Origin of the sequence: Bradyrhizobium iriomotense (assembly GCF_018130765.1) — a bacterium.
Classification (GTDB): domain Bacteria; phylum Pseudomonadota; class Alphaproteobacteria; order Rhizobiales; family Xanthobacteraceae; genus Bradyrhizobium; species Bradyrhizobium iriomotense_A.
Map to the genome: position 1 here is coordinate 1 of NZ_JAFCJZ010000033.1, position 16236 is coordinate 16236.

At 60.7% G+C, this 16236-nt stretch carries 20 protein-coding genes; 4 read left to right on the top strand and 16 right to left on the bottom strand.

Annotation, left to right across the window (positions count from 1 at the left end; all coding sequences use genetic code 11):
- On the bottom strand, positions 1 to 3032 hold a 3032-nt coding region (locus JQ635_RS36055; RefSeq protein ID WP_246583992.1), incomplete at its 3' end, for a DUF5801 repeats-in-toxin domain-containing protein.
- A 238-nt stretch (positions 3033 to 3270) separates the two neighbouring features.
- Between JQ635_RS36055 and JQ635_RS36060 the strand changes: the two genes are divergently transcribed.
- On the top strand, positions 3271 to 3699 hold the full coding sequence (locus JQ635_RS36060; protein WP_211414522.1) for a hypothetical protein: 429 nt from the start codon (positions 3271 to 3273) through the stop codon (positions 3697 to 3699).
- Between the two features lie 62 nt (positions 3700 to 3761).
- Here the strand turns inward: JQ635_RS36060 and JQ635_RS36065 are convergent, their stop codons facing one another.
- Complete coding sequence (locus JQ635_RS36065; protein ID WP_211414523.1) at positions 3762 to 4136, bottom strand: hypothetical protein; 375 nt, start codon at positions 4134 to 4136, stop codon at positions 3762 to 3764.
- A 112-nt stretch (positions 4137 to 4248) separates the two neighbouring features.
- Positions 4249 to 4749 (bottom strand): hypothetical protein, encoded by a 501-nt coding sequence (locus tag JQ635_RS36070; RefSeq protein WP_246583993.1) that lies wholly within the window; start codon positions 4747 to 4749, stop codon positions 4249 to 4251.
- A gap of 559 nt (positions 4750 to 5308) precedes the next feature.
- Here JQ635_RS36070 and JQ635_RS36075 point away from each other — a divergent pair.
- Complete coding sequence (locus tag JQ635_RS36075) at positions 5309 to 5737, top strand: hypothetical protein (RefSeq protein ID WP_246583994.1); 429 nt, start codon at positions 5309 to 5311, stop codon at positions 5735 to 5737.
- 123 nt (positions 5738 to 5860) lie between these two features.
- Here JQ635_RS36075 and JQ635_RS36080 read toward each other — a convergent pair whose 3' ends face one another.
- Positions 5861 to 6133, bottom strand: coding sequence for a hypothetical protein (locus JQ635_RS36080; protein WP_211414525.1), 273 nt, complete (start codon positions 6131 to 6133; stop codon positions 5861 to 5863).
- 98 nt (positions 6134 to 6231) lie between these two features.
- Between JQ635_RS36080 and JQ635_RS39130 the strand changes: the two genes are divergently transcribed.
- Positions 6232 to 7404 carry a hypothetical protein gene (locus JQ635_RS39130; RefSeq protein WP_246583995.1) on the top strand — a complete coding sequence of 391 codons (1173 nt, stop codon included), beginning with the start codon at positions 6232 to 6234 and terminating at the stop codon, positions 7402 to 7404.
- A gap of 12 nt (positions 7405 to 7416) precedes the next feature.
- Here JQ635_RS39130 and JQ635_RS36090 read toward each other — a convergent pair whose 3' ends face one another.
- Positions 7417 to 7632 (bottom strand): hypothetical protein, encoded by a 216-nt coding sequence (locus JQ635_RS36090; protein ID WP_211414526.1) that lies wholly within the window; start codon positions 7630 to 7632, stop codon positions 7417 to 7419.
- A 199-nt stretch (positions 7633 to 7831) separates the two neighbouring features.
- Between JQ635_RS36090 and JQ635_RS36095 the strand changes: the two genes are divergently transcribed.
- Positions 7832 to 8191, top strand: coding sequence for a hypothetical protein (locus JQ635_RS36095; protein WP_211414527.1), 360 nt, complete (start codon positions 7832 to 7834; stop codon positions 8189 to 8191).
- A 56-nt stretch (positions 8192 to 8247) separates the two neighbouring features.
- Here the strand turns inward: JQ635_RS36095 and JQ635_RS36100 are convergent, their stop codons facing one another.
- From JQ635_RS36100 to JQ635_RS36150, 11 genes are all read right to left on the bottom strand, one after another.
- Positions 8248 to 8592 (bottom strand): hypothetical protein, encoded by a 345-nt coding sequence (locus JQ635_RS36100; RefSeq protein WP_211414528.1) that lies wholly within the window; start codon positions 8590 to 8592, stop codon positions 8248 to 8250.
- 268 nt (positions 8593 to 8860) lie between these two features.
- Positions 8861 to 9103 carry a PilZ domain-containing protein gene (locus JQ635_RS36105; RefSeq protein WP_211414529.1) on the bottom strand — a complete coding sequence of 81 codons (243 nt, stop codon included), beginning with the start codon at positions 9101 to 9103 and terminating at the stop codon, positions 8861 to 8863.
- A gap of 6 nt (positions 9104 to 9109) precedes the next feature.
- Positions 9110 to 9409, bottom strand: a complete 300-nt coding sequence (locus JQ635_RS36110; RefSeq protein WP_211414530.1) for a PilZ domain-containing protein — start codon at positions 9407 to 9409, stop codon at positions 9110 to 9112.
- Positions 9410 to 9997: 588 nt separating this feature from the next.
- A complete protein-coding gene (locus tag JQ635_RS36115) occupies positions 9998 to 10282 on the bottom strand; it encodes a hypothetical protein (protein WP_211414564.1) in 285 nt (94 codons plus the stop codon).
- The gene (locus JQ635_RS36120; RefSeq protein ID WP_246583996.1) at positions 10227 to 10760 is read right to left on the bottom strand and encodes a hypothetical protein; all 534 of its coding nucleotides are present in this window, start codon (positions 10758 to 10760) and stop codon (positions 10227 to 10229) included. Before JQ635_RS36120 ends, JQ635_RS36115 begins: the two co-directional genes overlap by 56 nt.
- A 105-nt stretch (positions 10761 to 10865) precedes the next feature.
- Positions 10866 to 11402, bottom strand: a complete 537-nt coding sequence (locus JQ635_RS36125) for a tetratricopeptide repeat protein (protein WP_211414532.1) — start codon at positions 11400 to 11402, stop codon at positions 10866 to 10868.
- 108 nt (positions 11403 to 11510) lie between these two features.
- Positions 11511 to 11909 (bottom strand): hypothetical protein, encoded by a 399-nt coding sequence (locus JQ635_RS36130; RefSeq protein WP_211414533.1) that lies wholly within the window; start codon positions 11907 to 11909, stop codon positions 11511 to 11513.
- A gap of 12 nt (positions 11910 to 11921) precedes the next feature.
- Positions 11922 to 13583, bottom strand: coding sequence for a type II and III secretion system protein family protein (locus JQ635_RS36135; protein WP_211414534.1), 1662 nt, complete (start codon positions 13581 to 13583; stop codon positions 11922 to 11924).
- 394 nt (positions 13584 to 13977) lie between these two features.
- Positions 13978 to 14391 carry a TadE family protein gene (locus JQ635_RS36140; protein ID WP_246583997.1) on the bottom strand — a complete coding sequence of 138 codons (414 nt, stop codon included), beginning with the start codon at positions 14389 to 14391 and terminating at the stop codon, positions 13978 to 13980.
- The gene (locus tag JQ635_RS36145) at positions 14391 to 15764 is read right to left on the bottom strand and encodes a pilus assembly protein TadG-related protein (RefSeq protein ID WP_211414536.1); all 1374 of its coding nucleotides are present in this window, start codon (positions 15762 to 15764) and stop codon (positions 14391 to 14393) included. The genes JQ635_RS36140 and JQ635_RS36145 overlap by 1 nt, the downstream gene beginning before the upstream one ends.
- A gap of 9 nt (positions 15765 to 15773) precedes the next feature.
- Entirely contained in the window at positions 15774 to 16232 is a 459-nt protein-coding gene (locus JQ635_RS36150; RefSeq protein ID WP_211414537.1) for a hypothetical protein, read from the bottom strand.
- Positions 16233 to 16236: the final 4 nt, after the last annotated feature.

The following is a 16236-nucleotide window of genomic DNA, read 5'->3' on the forward strand; positions in this document are numbered from 1 at the left end:
TCGTCCGTGAACGTCACGTTACCGTCGCTGTCGACCTGCAGCGTAAACACCAGCAGGTCGCTCGTCGCGGTGTGACCTTCCACCGTCGTGCCATTCATCACCAGCACGACATCTTCATTGGTCTGCGCATCCACCAGGCCCGTCGGCTTGGAGGTATCGATCGACAGCGCGTAGCTGATCGGATGCTGCGGATCCGGCACGCCGTCCGCACCGGAGGCCGCCGCGAACACGCTGCTGAACGAGGCGCTCGCGGTGTTGTTGCCATTGTGGATCGTGCCGTCGATACCGTTGGTCAGAGCCGTCAGGTTGCTCTCGTCGACGGACAGCGACGGCGTCTCGCCGCCCGCCGAGATGGTCGGGCCGTCGTCCAGGAACCTCACCTGCTTGCCGAGGTCGATGCTCGAATCCGCCGAGTCGCCGTCATTGTCGGTGATCGTCGCCGTCAGCGTGACCACGCCGTTGGCAAGGCTGATGCCTTCATTGGTGTCCGGATCGGTGCCGTCGGCTTCCTTCACCGCGCGATCGTCCGTGAACGTCACGTTACCGTCGCTGTCGACCTGCAGCGTAAACACCAGCAGGTCGCTCGTCGCGGTGTGACCTTCCACCATCGTGCCATTCATCACCAGCACGACATCTTCATTGGTCTGCGCGTCCACCAGGCCTGTCGGCTTGGAGGTATCGATCGACAGCGCATAGCTGACCGGATGCTCGGAATCGGGCACACCGTCCGCACCGGAAGCCGCCGCGAACACGCTGCTGAACGACGCGCTCGCGGTGTTGTTGCCATTGTGGATCGAGCCGTCGATGCCGTTGGTCAGAGCCGTCAGGTTGCTCTCGTCGACCGACAGCGACGGAGTCTCGCCGCTCGCCGAGATGGTCGGACCGTCATCCAGGAACCTCACCTGCTTGCCGAGGTCGATGCTCGTGGCCGCCGAGTCGCCGTCATTGTCGGTGATCGTTGCCGTCAGCGTGACCACGCCGCTGGCCAGGTTGACGCCTTCATTGGTGTCCGGATTGGTGCCGTCGGCTTCCTTCACCGCACGGTCGTCCGTGAACGTCACCACGCCATTGTTGTCAACCGACAGCGTGAACACCAGCAGGTCGCTCGACGCCGTGTGGCCTTCCACCGTCGTGCCGTTCATCACCAGCACGACATCTTCATTGGTCTGCGCGTCCACCAGACCCGTCGGTTTGGAGGTATCGATCGACAAAACGTAGCTGATCGGATGCTGCGGATCCGCCACACCGTCCGCGCCGGTCTCCGCCGCGAAAATGGCGCCGAACGACGCGCTTGCCGTGTTGTTGCCATTGTGGATCGAGCCGTCGATGCCGTTGGTCGCAGCCGTCAGGTTGCTCTCGTCGACGATCAAATTCGGAAGCGTTCGCTCCTCACCATCCACGACGACGTGAATCGACGGACCGTCGTCATAGAACGTCACTTGCGGGCCGAGATCGATGCCAGCGGTCGCCGTGTCACCGTCATTGTCGGTGATCGTCGCCGTCAGCGTCACCGCACCGCTGGCTATGCTAATGCCCTCGTTGAGATCCGGGCTGGTGCCGTCGGCCTCCTTCACCGCACGGTTATCCGTGAACGTCACCTCGCCATTGCTGTCGACCGACAGCGTGAACACCAGCAGGTCGCTTGCCGCGGTGTGGCCTTCCACCGTCGTGCCGTTCATCACCAGCACGACAGCTTCGCCGGTCTGCGCGTCCACCAGGCCCGTCGGCTTGGAGGCATCGATCGACAGTGCGTAGCTGATCGGATGCTCGGAATCGGGCACGCCGTCCGCACCCGAGATCGCCTGGAAAATACCGCCGAACCACGCGGTCATCACGTTGATACCATCGTGGATCGAACCGTCGATGCCGTTGGTCGCAGCCGTCAGGTTGCTCTCGTCGACGAACAGATTCGGAACCGATTGCTCCTCACCGTCCAGGACGACGTGAATCGACGGACCATCGTCCTGCAATGTCAGATGCGGGCCGACGTCAACGCTCGCGCTCGTGCTCTGGTTGCTGTTGTCGGTCACGGTGACCGTGAGCGAGACGAGACCGGTAGGCACATGCGTGCCCTCGCTGATGTCGCCATCCTCGCCCGTGCCTTCATGCACCGAGCGCAGATCCGTCAGCGTCACCTTGCCGCTGGCATCGACGGACAGCGTGAAATCCTGCGGGCCACTGGCCGCTGCAGCCGCATCCTTGCCCTCGCGGCCGACCACGACGCCGTTCTCCAGGAACAGGAACACGTGATTTCCGGTCTGCGAATCGATCAGTCCGGTGTCCACGCCCGGCGCACTGATCGACAGCGCAAAGGTCAGCGACTGCTGGCCGCCCGGCACATTGAGCGTGACGGGCAAAACGCCAAACGCGACCGTGCTCGCCTGAAAAGGCGTGGAGCCGTCGATACCGTTCGTCGCCGATGTCAGGAAGCTCTCGTCCACAACCAGCTCGGGCAACGTGCCCAGCGAAATCGTCGGAGCCGGCGGGATCGGCGTCTGCGGGATAAAACCGGTCGGGAAGTCGGGCTGAAACGGCCCAAGATCCTCGCCGCCAGGCAAAATATTGGTCGGCACCGGCGGCAGCGGATCGACAATGGGCGCGGTGAAGTTCGCGCCGCTCGCCTGCGCATTGTTCTGACCGAGCGAATCGCCGGCCGCGGGGAGAACGGCGGAAGCAGCGGAAGGATCATTGATGATCGGGAAGGCGCCGGCGAACTCCGCGACGGTCAGATCGCGACCCGGCGCAACCTGGATGGTGAGATTGCCGAGTTGATCGTGGCGGGAGTCGAAGAACGGCTCGACCGTCACCGTGGAGTGATTGTCGAAAAGAATGATCAGCTTTTCGCCGATATGAACGAGCGTAATCTTCTCGTTCGCAATAGCCGAAAAGTCGACTTGAACCTTCTGGTCATAACCGAGGTTCAAAACGACCGCCTGATCGGCGAATGGCTTGGTCAGCTTGAAGATGCGTGGCGGCGAGGCGTTGTTCGAATTTCCAGCAGTAGCCTGGGCAACCCGAAATTGCTCATTCATGAAATCTCTCCGCCAAAAGGACGTGAAGTGAAAAATTGCAGGCAAATTTACGTCGAAGTGTATCTTTAAGCTATTGTTAACCCCAGCGAGGGTCAAGAAAACTATTTGGTTAATCAATACTTTCGATCAGGATGTGGTAAAGGGGATTGCGCGGCCGCGATATGTCGCAAAACGGGCCGGATGCCCGCAATTTTACGCATGTCGCTCCAAGCCTGAGGGGCGGCAGCGGGAGCAAAGGATGAGTAAATTACTGGTAACGGCCGTGCTGGCCGGATCTTTCGGATTGCATGCCGCCGCCGCTCAAAACCAGCCGGCGCCTGAGGCCCAGATGGTCGAACGCACGGTCAAGGCCCAGCCGAACAAGGACACTCAAATCGGGCTTTACATTAACGTCAGGCCCGATTGCACCTCCGGCCCGCTGCCAACCATCCGATTGGCAACCTCCCCGACCTCGGGAAAAGTCGTCGTAAAGCCAGGCAAGGTGAAGGCGACCAACTACAAGGCCTGCCTGGCGCTGGAAGTGCCGGCTTACGTGGCCTTCTACAAATCGCCTCCAGATTTCGTCGGCGACGATACGCTGACCATCGAGGTCAAGTATCCCGGCGGACGCACCGAGATTCAAAAGATTACGGTCAACGTCGCCGGGCCCGGCGGCCAGAAGATCTAGGGCTGAATATCATTGCGGGCTCGGCGCCAACGTTGCGCAGCCATCGTCGACCGGGCTTGAATTCAGTCCACCCGCGTAACCTCACATTGGCTGCGTGAGTTCGGTCCGACCACGCCGATATTGACGTTCTTGAACTGGTAGCTCTCATGCGCGGGAACAGGCTGGTTGGCCCACACCAGAACTTTCGTGGCGCGCTCCCGATCGTCATCCACCCAGCAAGTCAGCTCGACGCTGTCGATCTTCTTGTCGGTGCCGTTGGAAAGCACAAAGTTGGCGATTGCGTAATTGTCGGCCCGCCGCGTCGTCTGGAATGAGTCGATCCTGATCAGCTCGCCCAGGCCGGAGGGTGCAGCGGGTGGTCGCGTGTCTTGCGCCGCCGCCGCGTCAATCAGGGCGCACAGCCCCACACAGCAGACGATCCCGGTCAACGTCCTCATTGCACGCCTCATCCCCGAACGCGGCGATATTTCCGCGTCTGCGGGGTTGGCGCAAGGGCCTGCCGCTATTGCGGCGCAGAAACCCCGGCGGCTGTCCTACGACGATGCAGCGTCAGTGAGACAGCGTCTTCGCGCCCGAATTCTGCTCCGGGCCGGCACTGCAATCGCCGATCCGATGTGCCACGACCAGCTCAACTCGCGGCATCTGTCCCTCACTCAGCTCGTTCTGCTCAGTGTAGGACTCCTCGCTATGAACCGTGATCACCGTGCTGACGGGGCCCATGAAATCGCAGCGGTTCGCGAAAGTGTATTGATTGTTCTTCTTTTCGGGTCTCGCCGAGACACAGCTGCCGACCGAGGGAGACGAGAACGTCGCCTTCATCGACACGGTCGGATCGACACAGGCCGTCAGCTCCCGCTCGAGCAAACGGTGCTTCGGCTTGCGATGAGCGACCATATCGAGCGTACGAACGAAGTGCCAAAGACCTTTGCGGAAGGTCGGCCCCTGGAATTCATCCGCCTTGGCTACAGTTGTGGTTGAGGCGATCAGAAGCGCCAGAGTGGCACAACGGACGAAAGAGGTCGCAAGGATTGAACGCCGGCCTGTGGTCATTGTCTCCATACCTGCTCGCTTGCGCCCCAAGGATTAGCCGCACGGTCGAAACACACTGCCTCAGGTTCGGGCACCGTCGTAAAGCAAACATTAACATTGCGAGAGACCCGTTAAATTACGGAAATCCCGCCTGCCCGACCTGCTGTTTCGAATCGCGCGTGACCACTCCTGCTTCCCACGCGACTTCTTGTCACGGCCTCGGACGGCCGGTCAACCACGCACCATTACGGAAGATCAATGGCGCGCCTTAAAGGGCAGCCGAGCGCCATTAATTCTGGCGACCGCGGCATTTCGGTAACAGTGGGCCGGCCGGATCAGGGGGAAGAACTTTAACCGCCAAACAGACCGCTCGCGAGTACAACGGTATTCTCAAGACGCAACTCGCGGGGCTAAATCGAATTTATCCTGGCGCTCACAAATCCGCCGCGCCAGAACACGTTCCGCGGGAACGGCAAAGGCTTTCTGAAAAGCTGAAAATGGCCCATCCTCAGCCCCCGCGCGAAGCGCCGGGATGACGCCCGGCGAAGGGTTCTCGCGCTTCAAAACAAGCCCGCGCTGATTGACCTTTGATGCCATTTTTGCTCTTTTAGTCGAATATTTCTCGCTTTTGGGGGCTGCGATGCAGAGCAGATTCAACGGATTTCTTTGGGGCGCGGCCTTTTTGAGTCTGGCCATCGGTGCGAGCCAAGCCAGCGCAGCCGATCTGGGCCTGATGGCCTCACCTGCAGCGGTCGGAAGCTGCAGCGAACTGGTATTCGTCTGCGAGAATGGCAAGCAATATCCGCTCTGCCCGATCGCGGTCTCGGTTGCCGGTGAGGTTGTGACAGCATCCCTGCACACCGGGCGAGGCGGTGCGCATGTCCGGCTGGTTCCAATGGGCGTCGGCTACCGCTACGCCGGACGGGGCATCTGGCTCGACGGCTTCCGCGAAAATGCCCTGCTAAACTTCGGCAAACACAGCCAAATCGCCTGCACCCTCGCCCACTAGGGCCTGATCCGGAAAAGCGCGAAGCGGTTTTCCGGAAAGATCATGCGTAAACAACAACCTGAAGCGCGATGACGATTCAAATCTCATCGCGCCTTGGGGCGAGGAGCGCCTGAGGCGAGTTGATTAGCCCTTGGTGCGCAGCACGGCGCCTTGCGGCCTCGGGTGCATATAGGCCTTGGGCTGAACATAGACCGGGCAGTAATTATTCCATTGATACTGCTGCCAGTTCCACTTCCAGCAGCCAGCGTCAATCTGCGGCGCGGGGCCGAAATCCAGACGATACGGCTCGTCGCCGAAGGGATAGGGACCGCTGTAAGCGGCGCTTGAGGCGAACATAACTGTCAGGGAAATGGCAGTCGCGACCAGCAATTTCGGCATGTTGCCCTCGATCTTCATGCGCTAATGCGCGACAGTGCCAAAGCAGGAGTTTCCAATCAAGGCCCTAGTAGGCGAATCGTCGAGCGCCGACCGATTGCTCGCTCGTTTCGCCCACCTTGGCGTCCTGCCTGATCATCGTGGTCGCCGTGCAAGCCAATCTCGCCATCCTTACTGCACTTGCGAGTCGTCCGAACGGACGGATTGCGTTTGCCGAGCTCGAACGGCAGTTGCAGGCGCATGACGAGAATGGTGAAATCGAAGACCGGATCGAGCAGCAGGTCTCCGCAGGAATCGAGCTGATTGAGGCCGGCCTTGCCGTCGTGAATGGCGACGGCCTGGAGATCACCGAGGCGGGCCGCTCGGTCATCGAGGCCCTCCCCGATCGCTCGTCGCCTCAGTCGAAGTCGCTTGGAAGCATTGATCATCTGATCGGCGCCGAAGTGCGCTCGAAGATGTTCAATCTTGATCTCCGCGGGAATACCGAGCCCCACTCCCCCCAAGGCTCGAACGCTCCCGGGACAGACGGTGCAACGAGACATGTGGCCAAGCCAGGCATCGCCGACCTGGATGTGAACGCTGCTGTTCCCGAGCCGGCAATCCCGCCAGCTGTAGCGGCTCCGCCACCGACGATGGCTCGCCGTCTCACGTCACGCGAACCAGATCCTGCGCCGGACAATGGCGACTGGCGAGCTCGCACGTTCCAGGCAATTGCCCGGCCGCTGCATCGCCTGGCTGCGCTGTGGCGTCGGCACCTCGAGGAGGATCTGCCGAAAGTGCGGACGGTCAACCGGGGAACCAGCGTCAATGGAATCGTTATCGCGCTCATCAGCCTGCTGGTCATCATCATCTGCGCCGGGGCCGTGATTGCCCTGCGACAGATCAGGTCGCTGCAGACGGAAATCTCCTCCCTGCAGCGAGAGCTGTCGCCGCTGAAGGAGCGGCTTTCGCGGTTTGACCAGGCAGAAAAAGCACGGCAGGCCGAGGAAAAGGCGCGCGAAGAACGCAGCAAACGGACGGCAGACAATCCGCCGCAGCAAGCGCCTCCTCTCGCACTGTCACGGGAGGAAATTCAACTCATTCGCGACTATATCAAACCCGCCCCGGCCGTCGGCTCCTCCACTGCGCCGGCGGTTGGCGATCCGATTGGCGGAGCGACGATCCCCTTCCCTTCGCCGGTCACGGAAAAGGTGCCCAAATTGCTCGGCGCGAGATTCGCCATCCGCAACGGGGCCATCATCATCGTCAGAAGGGACAGCCGTCAGATCGACGCTGTCCTTGGGCCGAACTGACCATCCGATCCATCAGAGCGCGAGCGAGTAAGGAAATTGTCTCGTCAAATCGAGATCGAGGTAACCGCTGCCGTCGATCCATTGATGTGGGCAATAAGCAAGCGTGGATAGATCGATACGCAGACCGTCTCGAAGAATTGCCTCGCGCGTACCTATTCTCCCGGTCGCTATCTCGCCTTCTTGTGGATCGAAGCGCAACGCATCAAACACAGCGGTATCGTTTGTCACCCGAAGCCCCTGCTGAAATGAACATCTCGAAAGCCACAAAGATTATCGATCCGATTAACCGAGGCAAGCCTTATCGTTTTTGCAGCCGCTAACTCGCCGCCAGGTGCGTCCCCTATTCGCTATCGCTGTCACTCGGGAGCAGATAGGCTCAGGTGCGTCTACTCCTGTTTCTGACACCCAATTTGAGAGGAGAAACACGATGCGAGGCACTTCATACATCCTGGCGGCCGCCGCGCTCCTTGGGATCGGCACCCTCGTGACATCAGGATCGGCCGTTGCTGGCGGAACGCGGATGGGAACGGGCGGCCTTCCCACCGTCGAAAATGCGTGGGGGTTTGGCTACGGTCAGGGCCCGTCCTTCTATGGACAATATGCGCCCCTTGCCGAAGACAGCTACGTCTTCAGTTACGAGTATCCTGTTTTTGCCGGCCGCGACGTGCGAGCGATTGCCGTCGACCTCACCAATTCGCGCTTTCGACACCGGCCGGTCGCCGGACCTGGAATTATCTACTACCGCGGCCAGTATCCCCGGCCGTATCGCATGAACCAATATTGGTGAGCTGATCGACCGAGCGGCCTGCGCGGTCGTAACGCCGCGCGGGCAGAGAAGGCATGTCACCCCTTGTCTGCTTGCGCGTCCCCGTCGGGAGCACCCGGGCTCTCTTTCGATCCAAGCAGGCGCTTGCTGACCAATCCCTTGATCGCATCGTAAGCTTCGAGCAGAGGCGGCGTTAGCGAGAAGAACACGCCAAGCGCAATCGCGATGACGACATGCCGCAGCGAAACGCTCTCGTCCTGAGTTTCGGTCGTGCCGGAATGCATCCCGGCCGCGACAGGCGTGGCGTCGCCCGACCTGCCGGCGACGTTCGCCCTCCGCGGCTTGCGCGGCGGGATCATCACGACAACGAAGAGAACGTTAATCAGCAACCAAATGCCGAGAATGATTAACAGCGTCCTCATTCGCAAAATCCAAAAAGCCGATACGACTAAATACTCTCGCTATCCGAAGGCTAAAATGTGCCCATGGCCTAGCCACAGTTGTCCAGGCCATTCACCGATGCAAGCCTAAATCTTGGTCGTTAAATATTAAATATCCCACCAAAACGTGATCGGTGCGCCCCGGGGCTTACCTGGCACCGGCATGGCTTGTGATTTCCGGCCCTGCGGCGGTCTTTCCGGAACGCCAGGCGACATGCCGCGCACCACTGGTATCGCGATCGCGCGACCTTCAATCCAGGAATTCAACACCGATACGATTTCCGCTGGACCAGACGACCCGGCAATCCCGGACAATGCGATCCTTCTCCAGCATCAGCTTGATGCGGGGCCTGACGTAGACCTTGTCCGCCATCTCGATGGCGGCGCCAAGATCGGAGAGACTGACGACACGGCATCGCATGCTGGATCCATCGCCGGCGATGTATGCGACCTCGTCGACTGTCGCGCGCTGCTGTCTGCGACGCTCCTCCACGACAACTCACCCCTTACCCGCGTTCTTGCCGCGCAGGAAGTGAACTCCAATGTTATCGCCGTTGATCCAGGCCAGCTCGCAGCGACGGAAGGCCGTTCCGGTCGTCGAAAGCAGCAGGAAAAACTCCTTCAGCGCAAGCCCCTCGATCGACCCTTCGATCTTGAGCTTCGCTCCGGCCTCGGCCACGTCGGTCATCTGACATTGGCGGCTCCACGTTCCGTCGATCGCCACCATGTGCACGTCGACGCCGCGCGAGAACTCGATACGTGCCGTTCCGCGTTTTTCGGGTGGTAGCGAATCAGACATATCAGCACGAAACCCGGATTTGAAAATTCAATCGAGTCGCAGCTCGCCGACTGCCAGACAAATCAAGTGCGCCGGCGCGCGACGCTCTTACGAAATTGCGCATCCCTCGGCCGCCGGCCGAAGCACGCGCCGTTGAAATTGCGCGTTGTCCCGATAGTGCGGGACAAAAATTCAAGAAATGCTAATGAGCCTGTCGGATTTCGGCAAATCGAAACCGGGTTCCCCGGCTTGCTCGCGGCTCCGGGCGCAAACGCAGATTGCCCCCTCGCGACGCCGAGCCTTCAGCCGAATTTAGGCTCGTAAATTCGGCATCAGCCAACGTAAAACAAGATTAACTCGATTTTATGTTCCGGTATTCCTGCGGATTTCGAGCTGGGTTCCGTGGTGCTACGGTTCCATCGCGAGCGACGGGACCCTGCCAGCCCCGGGTAGAACGGCGCCGCAAAACGACCTTGGCCCGCCTCCACCACCTTTTTTGCCGGAGGCGGGCTTCCTTTCCGTTGACCTGCCCAAACTGAAAGGGGCCGCTCCAGGAGCGGCCCCTTGCCGGTTGAAATGATTGTCCGTACTGAAATGCCAGCCCCGGCATCAACACCCTACCGGTACTGAAGTGCCATGTGGATTCCGTTCGACTACGGTGAACCATACTGCCGTAATTTCAGGTCGGTCGCGGGCGTCGGGGCGGCCCGGCTCGCCGGAGAAACCGGTGGTCAGCGCGCAGGCGCGGGCGTGGCCGCTGATCTGCTCCACCGCGTTCGCATCGTCGCGCGCCGCCAGCTCCCAGCCGGCCTTCACCTGATCTGAAAGCGCTTCGAAATCAATCGAGCTCGTGGACGATGCGGGAGCTTCCCCGCAACCGACGAACCAGAGCACCGATTTCCTGATGAACGGCGCGGAAATACAGCAGATGCGTGATTGCAAAGGACAGCATGCAAGTGCCGAGGATGGTCGCCATCACGAACAGCCCCCCCGATGGGACCGCAATGGTCTCGAGCGACGCCTGTCGGAGGGTCGGCATGCCAACCTGCCAGGATGCCACCAGAAACACGGCGTAGGCTGCGCTGAGATGCGTTGCGATCGTGAAGAGCAGCCGGGATTTGGCAGCGAGCCCCAAACAGGCAAGCACGAAGATCGGAAGCGCAAGTCCGAACAGTTGAAAACCATCGACGCCGACGAAATAGCTCAGATAGGCATCGCTTCGCTGGAAGATGCCGAACAGCTTGAGATTGATGAACCAGAGTATCTCGGAGCTCGGGGCGTATTCAAGCGCGCGGACGGCGAGTTCGGCGCTCAGCGTGGCGGCAAAAAGTGCCAACGGCCCGAGAAATTGCAATTTAAACAGCCGGTTCATCCGACAAGCCATACGTTAAAGACGTTGAGCTTGTCTTAAAGGGTCCCCTGGACCGCGCCGGCGGGCTTGATCAGCCCTAAGCAATCACAAAACGCGGTTTATGATTCACGGCTGATTGTTCGGCGGCCGTTCGATGAACCGGCGGCTGCCATTGAGAAGCTCGAGGTTATTTGCGATGACCGGATTGCCCGGATCCAGCGAGTATGCCTTCTCGAACTTCTTGCGCGCAGCGTTGAGATTGCCGCGCAGCATGTAGGAATAGCCCTGGTCATTCAAAACCTGCACGGTTTCGCCGCCGAGGCGGATCGCCTGCGCATAAGCCTGATCGGCCAGATCAAAGCGACGGATCCGATCATAGCTTGCAGCAAGCCCGATCCAGGCGGTCAGGTCCTTCGGGGACTTCTCGACGCCATCCCTGAAATAGCGGTTGGCAATGCCGTAATTGCCGCGGTTGAAGTGTTCGAGCCCCAGCCGCACCGGCTCGTCCGACGGATAATACTTCACGTCGGTCGGCTCCTGCACGGGGTCCGGGCCGCCGGCGTCGACGGGCGCGACGATCGCGGCCTGCCTCACCGTGTAGTCGCACGCGGCAAGGCCGGTCGCGAGCCAGCAACAGGTCAGCATCAGAAATAGACGCCGCATCAGTCCTTGTCCCCCGCCGGATCGCAGCGGCCTCCGCCAGCCCCCAGCAAAATGCTGCAAAACAACCCCATGCACAGTAGACCTGCCATTGAAATGATTTGAGTTTTTTTATCTTGCTGCAGGCCCACCCACCGGTATCGAGATACCGGAAGACGCACCAGCTCCCAAACCTTGCACGTCGATGCTCTGAGTCGGCGTGGGCCGTACCCCCATTTGCTTCGTCGCATCGCTGATGTCGGGAAGCTGGTCCACGGGCTGTTTCGTGTTGCCATATCGGGTGACGGCGGCGCCGGCGCGGCGCGCGTCGGTCGCGATTCTGGTGTCGCCGACATAGCGCGGCCATGGCGTGATGGTGTGGGTGACGGCGTTGACCTGCTTGGCGTCGCCGGCGCTCATGGTGATGGTGTCGGAGCGCTGGAAGTAGCGGTCAACCTCGTCATGCCCTGCGAGCCCGTAACATCCCCCGAGCAGGATGGGCGCGCACAGAGCCAGATACCTGATGGTCATCTCTCGCGTCCTTCAGTTGAGGGTTTTCACGACGGCCTGATCGGCCGCCGCGGGAGGCGGCGGAGGCGGCGTTCTGAGCTCGGGCGCGATGATGTGGCCGTACGGCCCCTTCACCTCGCCGCCGGAATTGACGTAGTCGTCGTAACGCTTGCGAACTTCCATCTGGCCGTTGAGGAAGAAATCGACGTCATTGGCCGGCAGGCGCGAATCGAGCGGCGAGGCCAGTTGCTGGCCGGGCGCAGCCGGCGCAACCAGGCGCGGCGTCACGATGATGACCAGATCGGTTTCCTGCTGCTGGTAGGACTTGCTGCTGAACAAGGTTCCGAGCACCGGCACCGAACCGATCCAGGGCAATTGCGAGACGTCCTGACGATTGCGGGTCTGGAGCAGGCCGGCGATGGCAAAGCTCTGGCCGTCGCGCAGCTCGACCGTGGTGCGCGCGTCGCGCCGTGACAATGCCGGAATGGTCGTCCCCGCGATCGTGACCGCGTTGGCGAAATCGAGTTCGCTGACGGATGGCTCGACGCGAAGATTGATCGTACCACGCGAGAGGACGGTAGGAACGAAGGCCAGCTCGACGCCGAACTTCTTGAACTCGATCGTCACAGTCGGCAGCAGGCCGGAAGTGCCCACGGTGGAGGCCACCGGAACCGGAAATTCACCGCCTGCAAGAAAGCGTGCAGCGTCGCCGGAAAGCGTGGTCAAGTTCGGCTCAGCCAGCCGACGTGCCAATCCCTTGGTTTCCAACGCAGAGATCAGCAGGTCCACCGAGCCGCCGCCGCTTGTCCTGACGATACTGGTCAGCAAGCTTCCGAACGGGATTGGAGCGATGCCGCCCGCGGTACCGGCGAGCGTCCCGACAGTTCCAAGGATCGGGAGACTTCCCGTCGGGGGAGAACCAACGGCGCCTCCGCCAGCGCCGAGGGCGCCATTGGCGGTATTGATACCGCCGATCGGTGTGCGGCCCACCGCCGTGGTCCCGCCAAGCCCTGTATTTCCAACATTGGTCCCATTGGCATTCGCCGCGTAAAGATTGACGCCGAGATTGCGGCCAGCGTCCCGATTGACCTCGAGAAAGCGCACTTCGAGCATCACCTGCTGCGGTGCCGCGACGCTCATGGCGTTGACCACGGTGCCGCCCTTGCCAACCGTGCCGGTCGCAATCGCCATCGCCCGCTCGGCGGCGACGGCATCGACGACCGTTCCGTTCAACACCACCTGTCCCTCGGACGAGGAGACGCGGATGCCGGGAGAGCCGGTGCTGGCGCGGATGTTCTGCTGCAGGCTGTTGGTGTCGATGGCGACCTCGACATCGAGGATGCCGATCTGCTTCATCGACGAGTCGAGCAGAATGACGTTGGTGGTGCCGGTCTGCTTGCCCTGGATGTAGATCAGGTGATCGCTCAGCGACTTCACATCGGCGATGTCGGACGAGCCGGCAACGATGGTCGCAAAGGCCTGGTCGACCCGGAAGGTCCTGGACTTGTTGACGATCACCTTGACGCGCTGGACGTCGTTCATCTCGCTGACGAAGACGCCACCAGGGGAGACGCGCCGGTCGGCGGCGCCCACGTGGTCCGCGGAACCGACCAAGGCGAGGCCGGCGCCCAGAGCCAACACGCTCAGCGCGCAACGCCTGTTTCGGGCCCCAATGAATACGCGACCGCCACCCATTTCCAAACCCCTTGCCGCCTTCTGCGGCTGTCCCCGACAATGCACTCCCGGGCGCTTCAGCAACTCTCCTTCGTACGCAACGCCACAGAGTTTACAATTCGTTCCACTACAAACCGTTACCGGGTTATTTCCGGCAGTTGCGTCGGGCCTAAATCATCCCTCCGCATCCGCCAGGAACCGAGGCCTGCGGCGTGCAAAGCAGCACCGGGATCATCATCAATCCCGCGCGCGCTTGGCAAGGCGAGACCCCTGCCGCAGTGCCGCAATGCCACAGAAAACTGATTAATGTTGCCCACGGGCACCACTTTTTGTTGCCGCTTCGATTCGGAACTGCCGTTGCGGGTTGCAATCCCGGCGGATGGCACCGCCAGGATGATGCCCGGTAAATTCGAATTTATGGCGTGAATGGAACCTGGGTAGAGGCGCTCGGCGCGTTCAGCGACGTGCCCCAGATCGGCATCACAGGGGTGAACCCTATAGACGCCGTGACGGTCAGCATCCCACCTCCCGACGTCGTGGCGAGTGTAGGGCTGGCACCGCCGGCATAGAGGAAGGGGGCTGCATTCTGCTTCTCCGTGCTGGAGAGATAGTCGCCCGTACAGCCGGAGGGTGAGTTGTTACTGGTGACGGCAGGCGTATAGCACTGGATCATCATGGCACGGGCGGCCGCCCCCGCGAGGTGCCGGAGCGATTGCATCGTGATCGCATAACATCCGAGATCGAAGATGGCGAACACCAGGGTGAAGAACGCCACCGCCACCAGGCAAAATTCGAAGGCCGCGACTCCGCGATTGTCGAGCTTTCTCATCACTTCACCAAAGCAACGACCTGGGTTTTGGCGATGGTGCCCGGCGCGCAGCCTGACGTGCTAAGGTAAGCACTACCGCTCATGGTGAGGGTGTTGGCGATAACTTCGGTACAGGTCGTATTTGTACTGGCCGCCGTTCCGTTCCAGGTAACATCGACATTAGGGAAATACAGCGCGCCGCCCAGAGCGACCGTGCCACTGCCGTTGATGGTGACATTGTTGTTGCTCTTGGTCGGCGCCTGATCGTCGATCAGAACGCCGTTCAGAAGAGAAGAGAAGGAGTTGGTTGCAGGGGCGGAGAGATTAACCGTAGCGCCGCTGATGGAAATGCTGGAGTCCCCGAGCAAAACGAGGGTTACGCCCGTTCCTGAACTCGTACACGTGCAGTTGACGTATCCGCCATTGATTTTAATCGCTGCCTTATAGAAGAAATACGTGCCGGACGTTGCGCCTTCGGTGTCAAAAGTCACGTAGTCCCCTGTCGTCACGGTCAGGTCCTTGTATGCCCCCGTGCCCGAACTGTTCGGAGTGATCTTATAACAATTCTTGACATCAGCAGGTAACCCAGCGGGGCACGGTGTTATTTTCTGTAGTGGCGCCGTATTGCCGGTTCTGCTGTTGAACGATGCACTATCCAATGCCGCAAGTGGATTCGTCGCGGGCAGCATATTGTAATTGTAGGGGACCCCGGGATCGCAATTGCCCGAATTGGTACAGCCATTGACGGCATTCACGGCCCAACCCGAACCGCTGAAAGTCGGGGTGCTCGCATATTTGACAGTGTTATCCGCCATCAATCCACACCCATTTCCGGTGATGTTGACGCTACCGCCGAGTGTCAGTCCGATACTGGTCTCAGACAGCCCCAACGCGCAAAGGTCCTTGGGGTTTTTGACTTCCACAATCGCTTGCGCGCCAATGTCGACAGTAGACAGACCGAGCACCGCGGCCAAAGCCGTCGGCTGTTGCTGGCTAACGACGGCACGAACGAAATTGCCACTCGCCGAACTGGCCCAGGCGCCGGCAGAATAGCTACCGCGATCGATCTGGACGGTCCGCGTCGTACCTGCCGGAAGCGATGAGCAGCCCGTATAGGACTCGCCGGAATTGCAGAACGCGTTCTGCGCGGCGAACTGCTTGCCGCGGTTAACGTAGTCCTGCCCCGCATCACAATTGGTGCTCCCGGAGATCGTGCAGGCGAGGGTCAAGCCGCCGGAATACGCTGCCGCATCAGCGGCATTCTGGGCGTGTTGCTTGGTAACGTACCACGATCCCGCCTCGGCCCCGAGGGCAACGACTCCGATCAGCGGGATCAGTGCGATGACGGTTGCGAAGGCTACGGAGCCACGACGACAGCGACGCAGGTTGCGCACGACGTCCTCCTACTGAAATCGTTCTGAATATTGGACTGTGCAGGTGCTGCACAGCAGCGATCCGAGCACCAGCGGAGACAAGGAAAAACTCGTCGTGAAGGTATAGTATTTCGGCAATGTTGTACCGGAAGCGCACGGCGCCGGCGTTCCGTCGCAGTACACCTGCGCAGTAATGGAATAGCCTCCGACGGTCGCAGGCAGCGAGCTTTTCCAAGCGCTGACGGCGGACGAACTGGTAACGTCGCTCGGCGGCGAATATTGCGTGCGCTGCCCCATATCACGCAGCGCCTGATAGGCAGAGAGATAGTTGAAGCCGGCCACGGCAACGTCGGCGAGCGGCAGAAGCAGGCTAAGAAACAGGAACCCGAAAACGAACGGCATCTCAAACGCGACCGCGCCGCGCTGGTCCCGGATAAAGGATCTTTTACGGCTTCTGGAACTGACCCGGCGAACACCGGCCGCGCTCATGGTT

What these genes read in the sequence shown, in the direction of transcription:
- JQ635_RS36060 (WP_211414522.1), top strand. Translation starts at nt 3,271, where the DNA reads ATGAGTAAATTACTGGTAACGGCCGTGCTGGCCGGATCTTTCGGATTG.
- JQ635_RS36065 (WP_211414523.1), bottom strand. Translation starts at nt 4,136, where the DNA reads ATGAGGACGTTGACCGGGATCGTCTGCTGTGTGGGGCTGTGCGCCCTG.
- JQ635_RS36070 (WP_246583993.1), bottom strand. Translation starts at nt 4,749, where the DNA reads ATGACCACAGGCCGGCGTTCAATCCTTGCGACCTCTTTCGTCCGTTGT.
- JQ635_RS36080 (WP_211414525.1), bottom strand. Translation starts at nt 6,133, where the DNA reads ATGAAGATCGAGGGCAACATGCCGAAATTGCTGGTCGCGACTGCCATT.
- JQ635_RS36095 (WP_211414527.1), top strand. Translation starts at nt 7,832, where the DNA reads ATGCGAGGCACTTCATACATCCTGGCGGCCGCCGCGCTCCTTGGGATC.
- JQ635_RS36100 (WP_211414528.1), bottom strand. Translation starts at nt 8,592, where the DNA reads ATGAGGACGCTGTTAATCATTCTCGGCATTTGGTTGCTGATTAACGTT.
- JQ635_RS36110 (WP_211414530.1), bottom strand. Translation starts at nt 9,409, where the DNA reads ATGTCTGATTCGCTACCACCCGAAAAACGCGGAACGGCACGTATCGAG.
- JQ635_RS36120 (WP_246583996.1), bottom strand. Translation starts at nt 10,760, where the DNA reads ATGAACCGGCTGTTTAAATTGCAATTTCTCGGGCCGTTGGCACTTTTT.
- JQ635_RS36125 (WP_211414532.1), bottom strand. Translation starts at nt 11,402, where the DNA reads ATGCGGCGTCTATTTCTGATGCTGACCTGTTGCTGGCTCGCGACCGGC.
- JQ635_RS36130 (WP_211414533.1), bottom strand. Translation starts at nt 11,909, where the DNA reads ATGACCATCAGGTATCTGGCTCTGTGCGCGCCCATCCTGCTCGGGGGA.
- JQ635_RS36135 (WP_211414534.1), bottom strand. Translation starts at nt 13,583, where the DNA reads ATGGGTGGCGGTCGCGTATTCATTGGGGCCCGAAACAGGCGTTGCGCG.
- JQ635_RS36140 (WP_246583997.1), bottom strand. Translation starts at nt 14,391, where the DNA reads ATGAGAAAGCTCGACAATCGCGGAGTCGCGGCCTTCGAATTTTGCCTG.
- JQ635_RS36150 (WP_211414537.1), bottom strand. Translation starts at nt 16,232, where the DNA reads ATGAGCGCGGCCGGTGTTCGCCGGGTCAGTTCCAGAAGCCGTAAAAGA.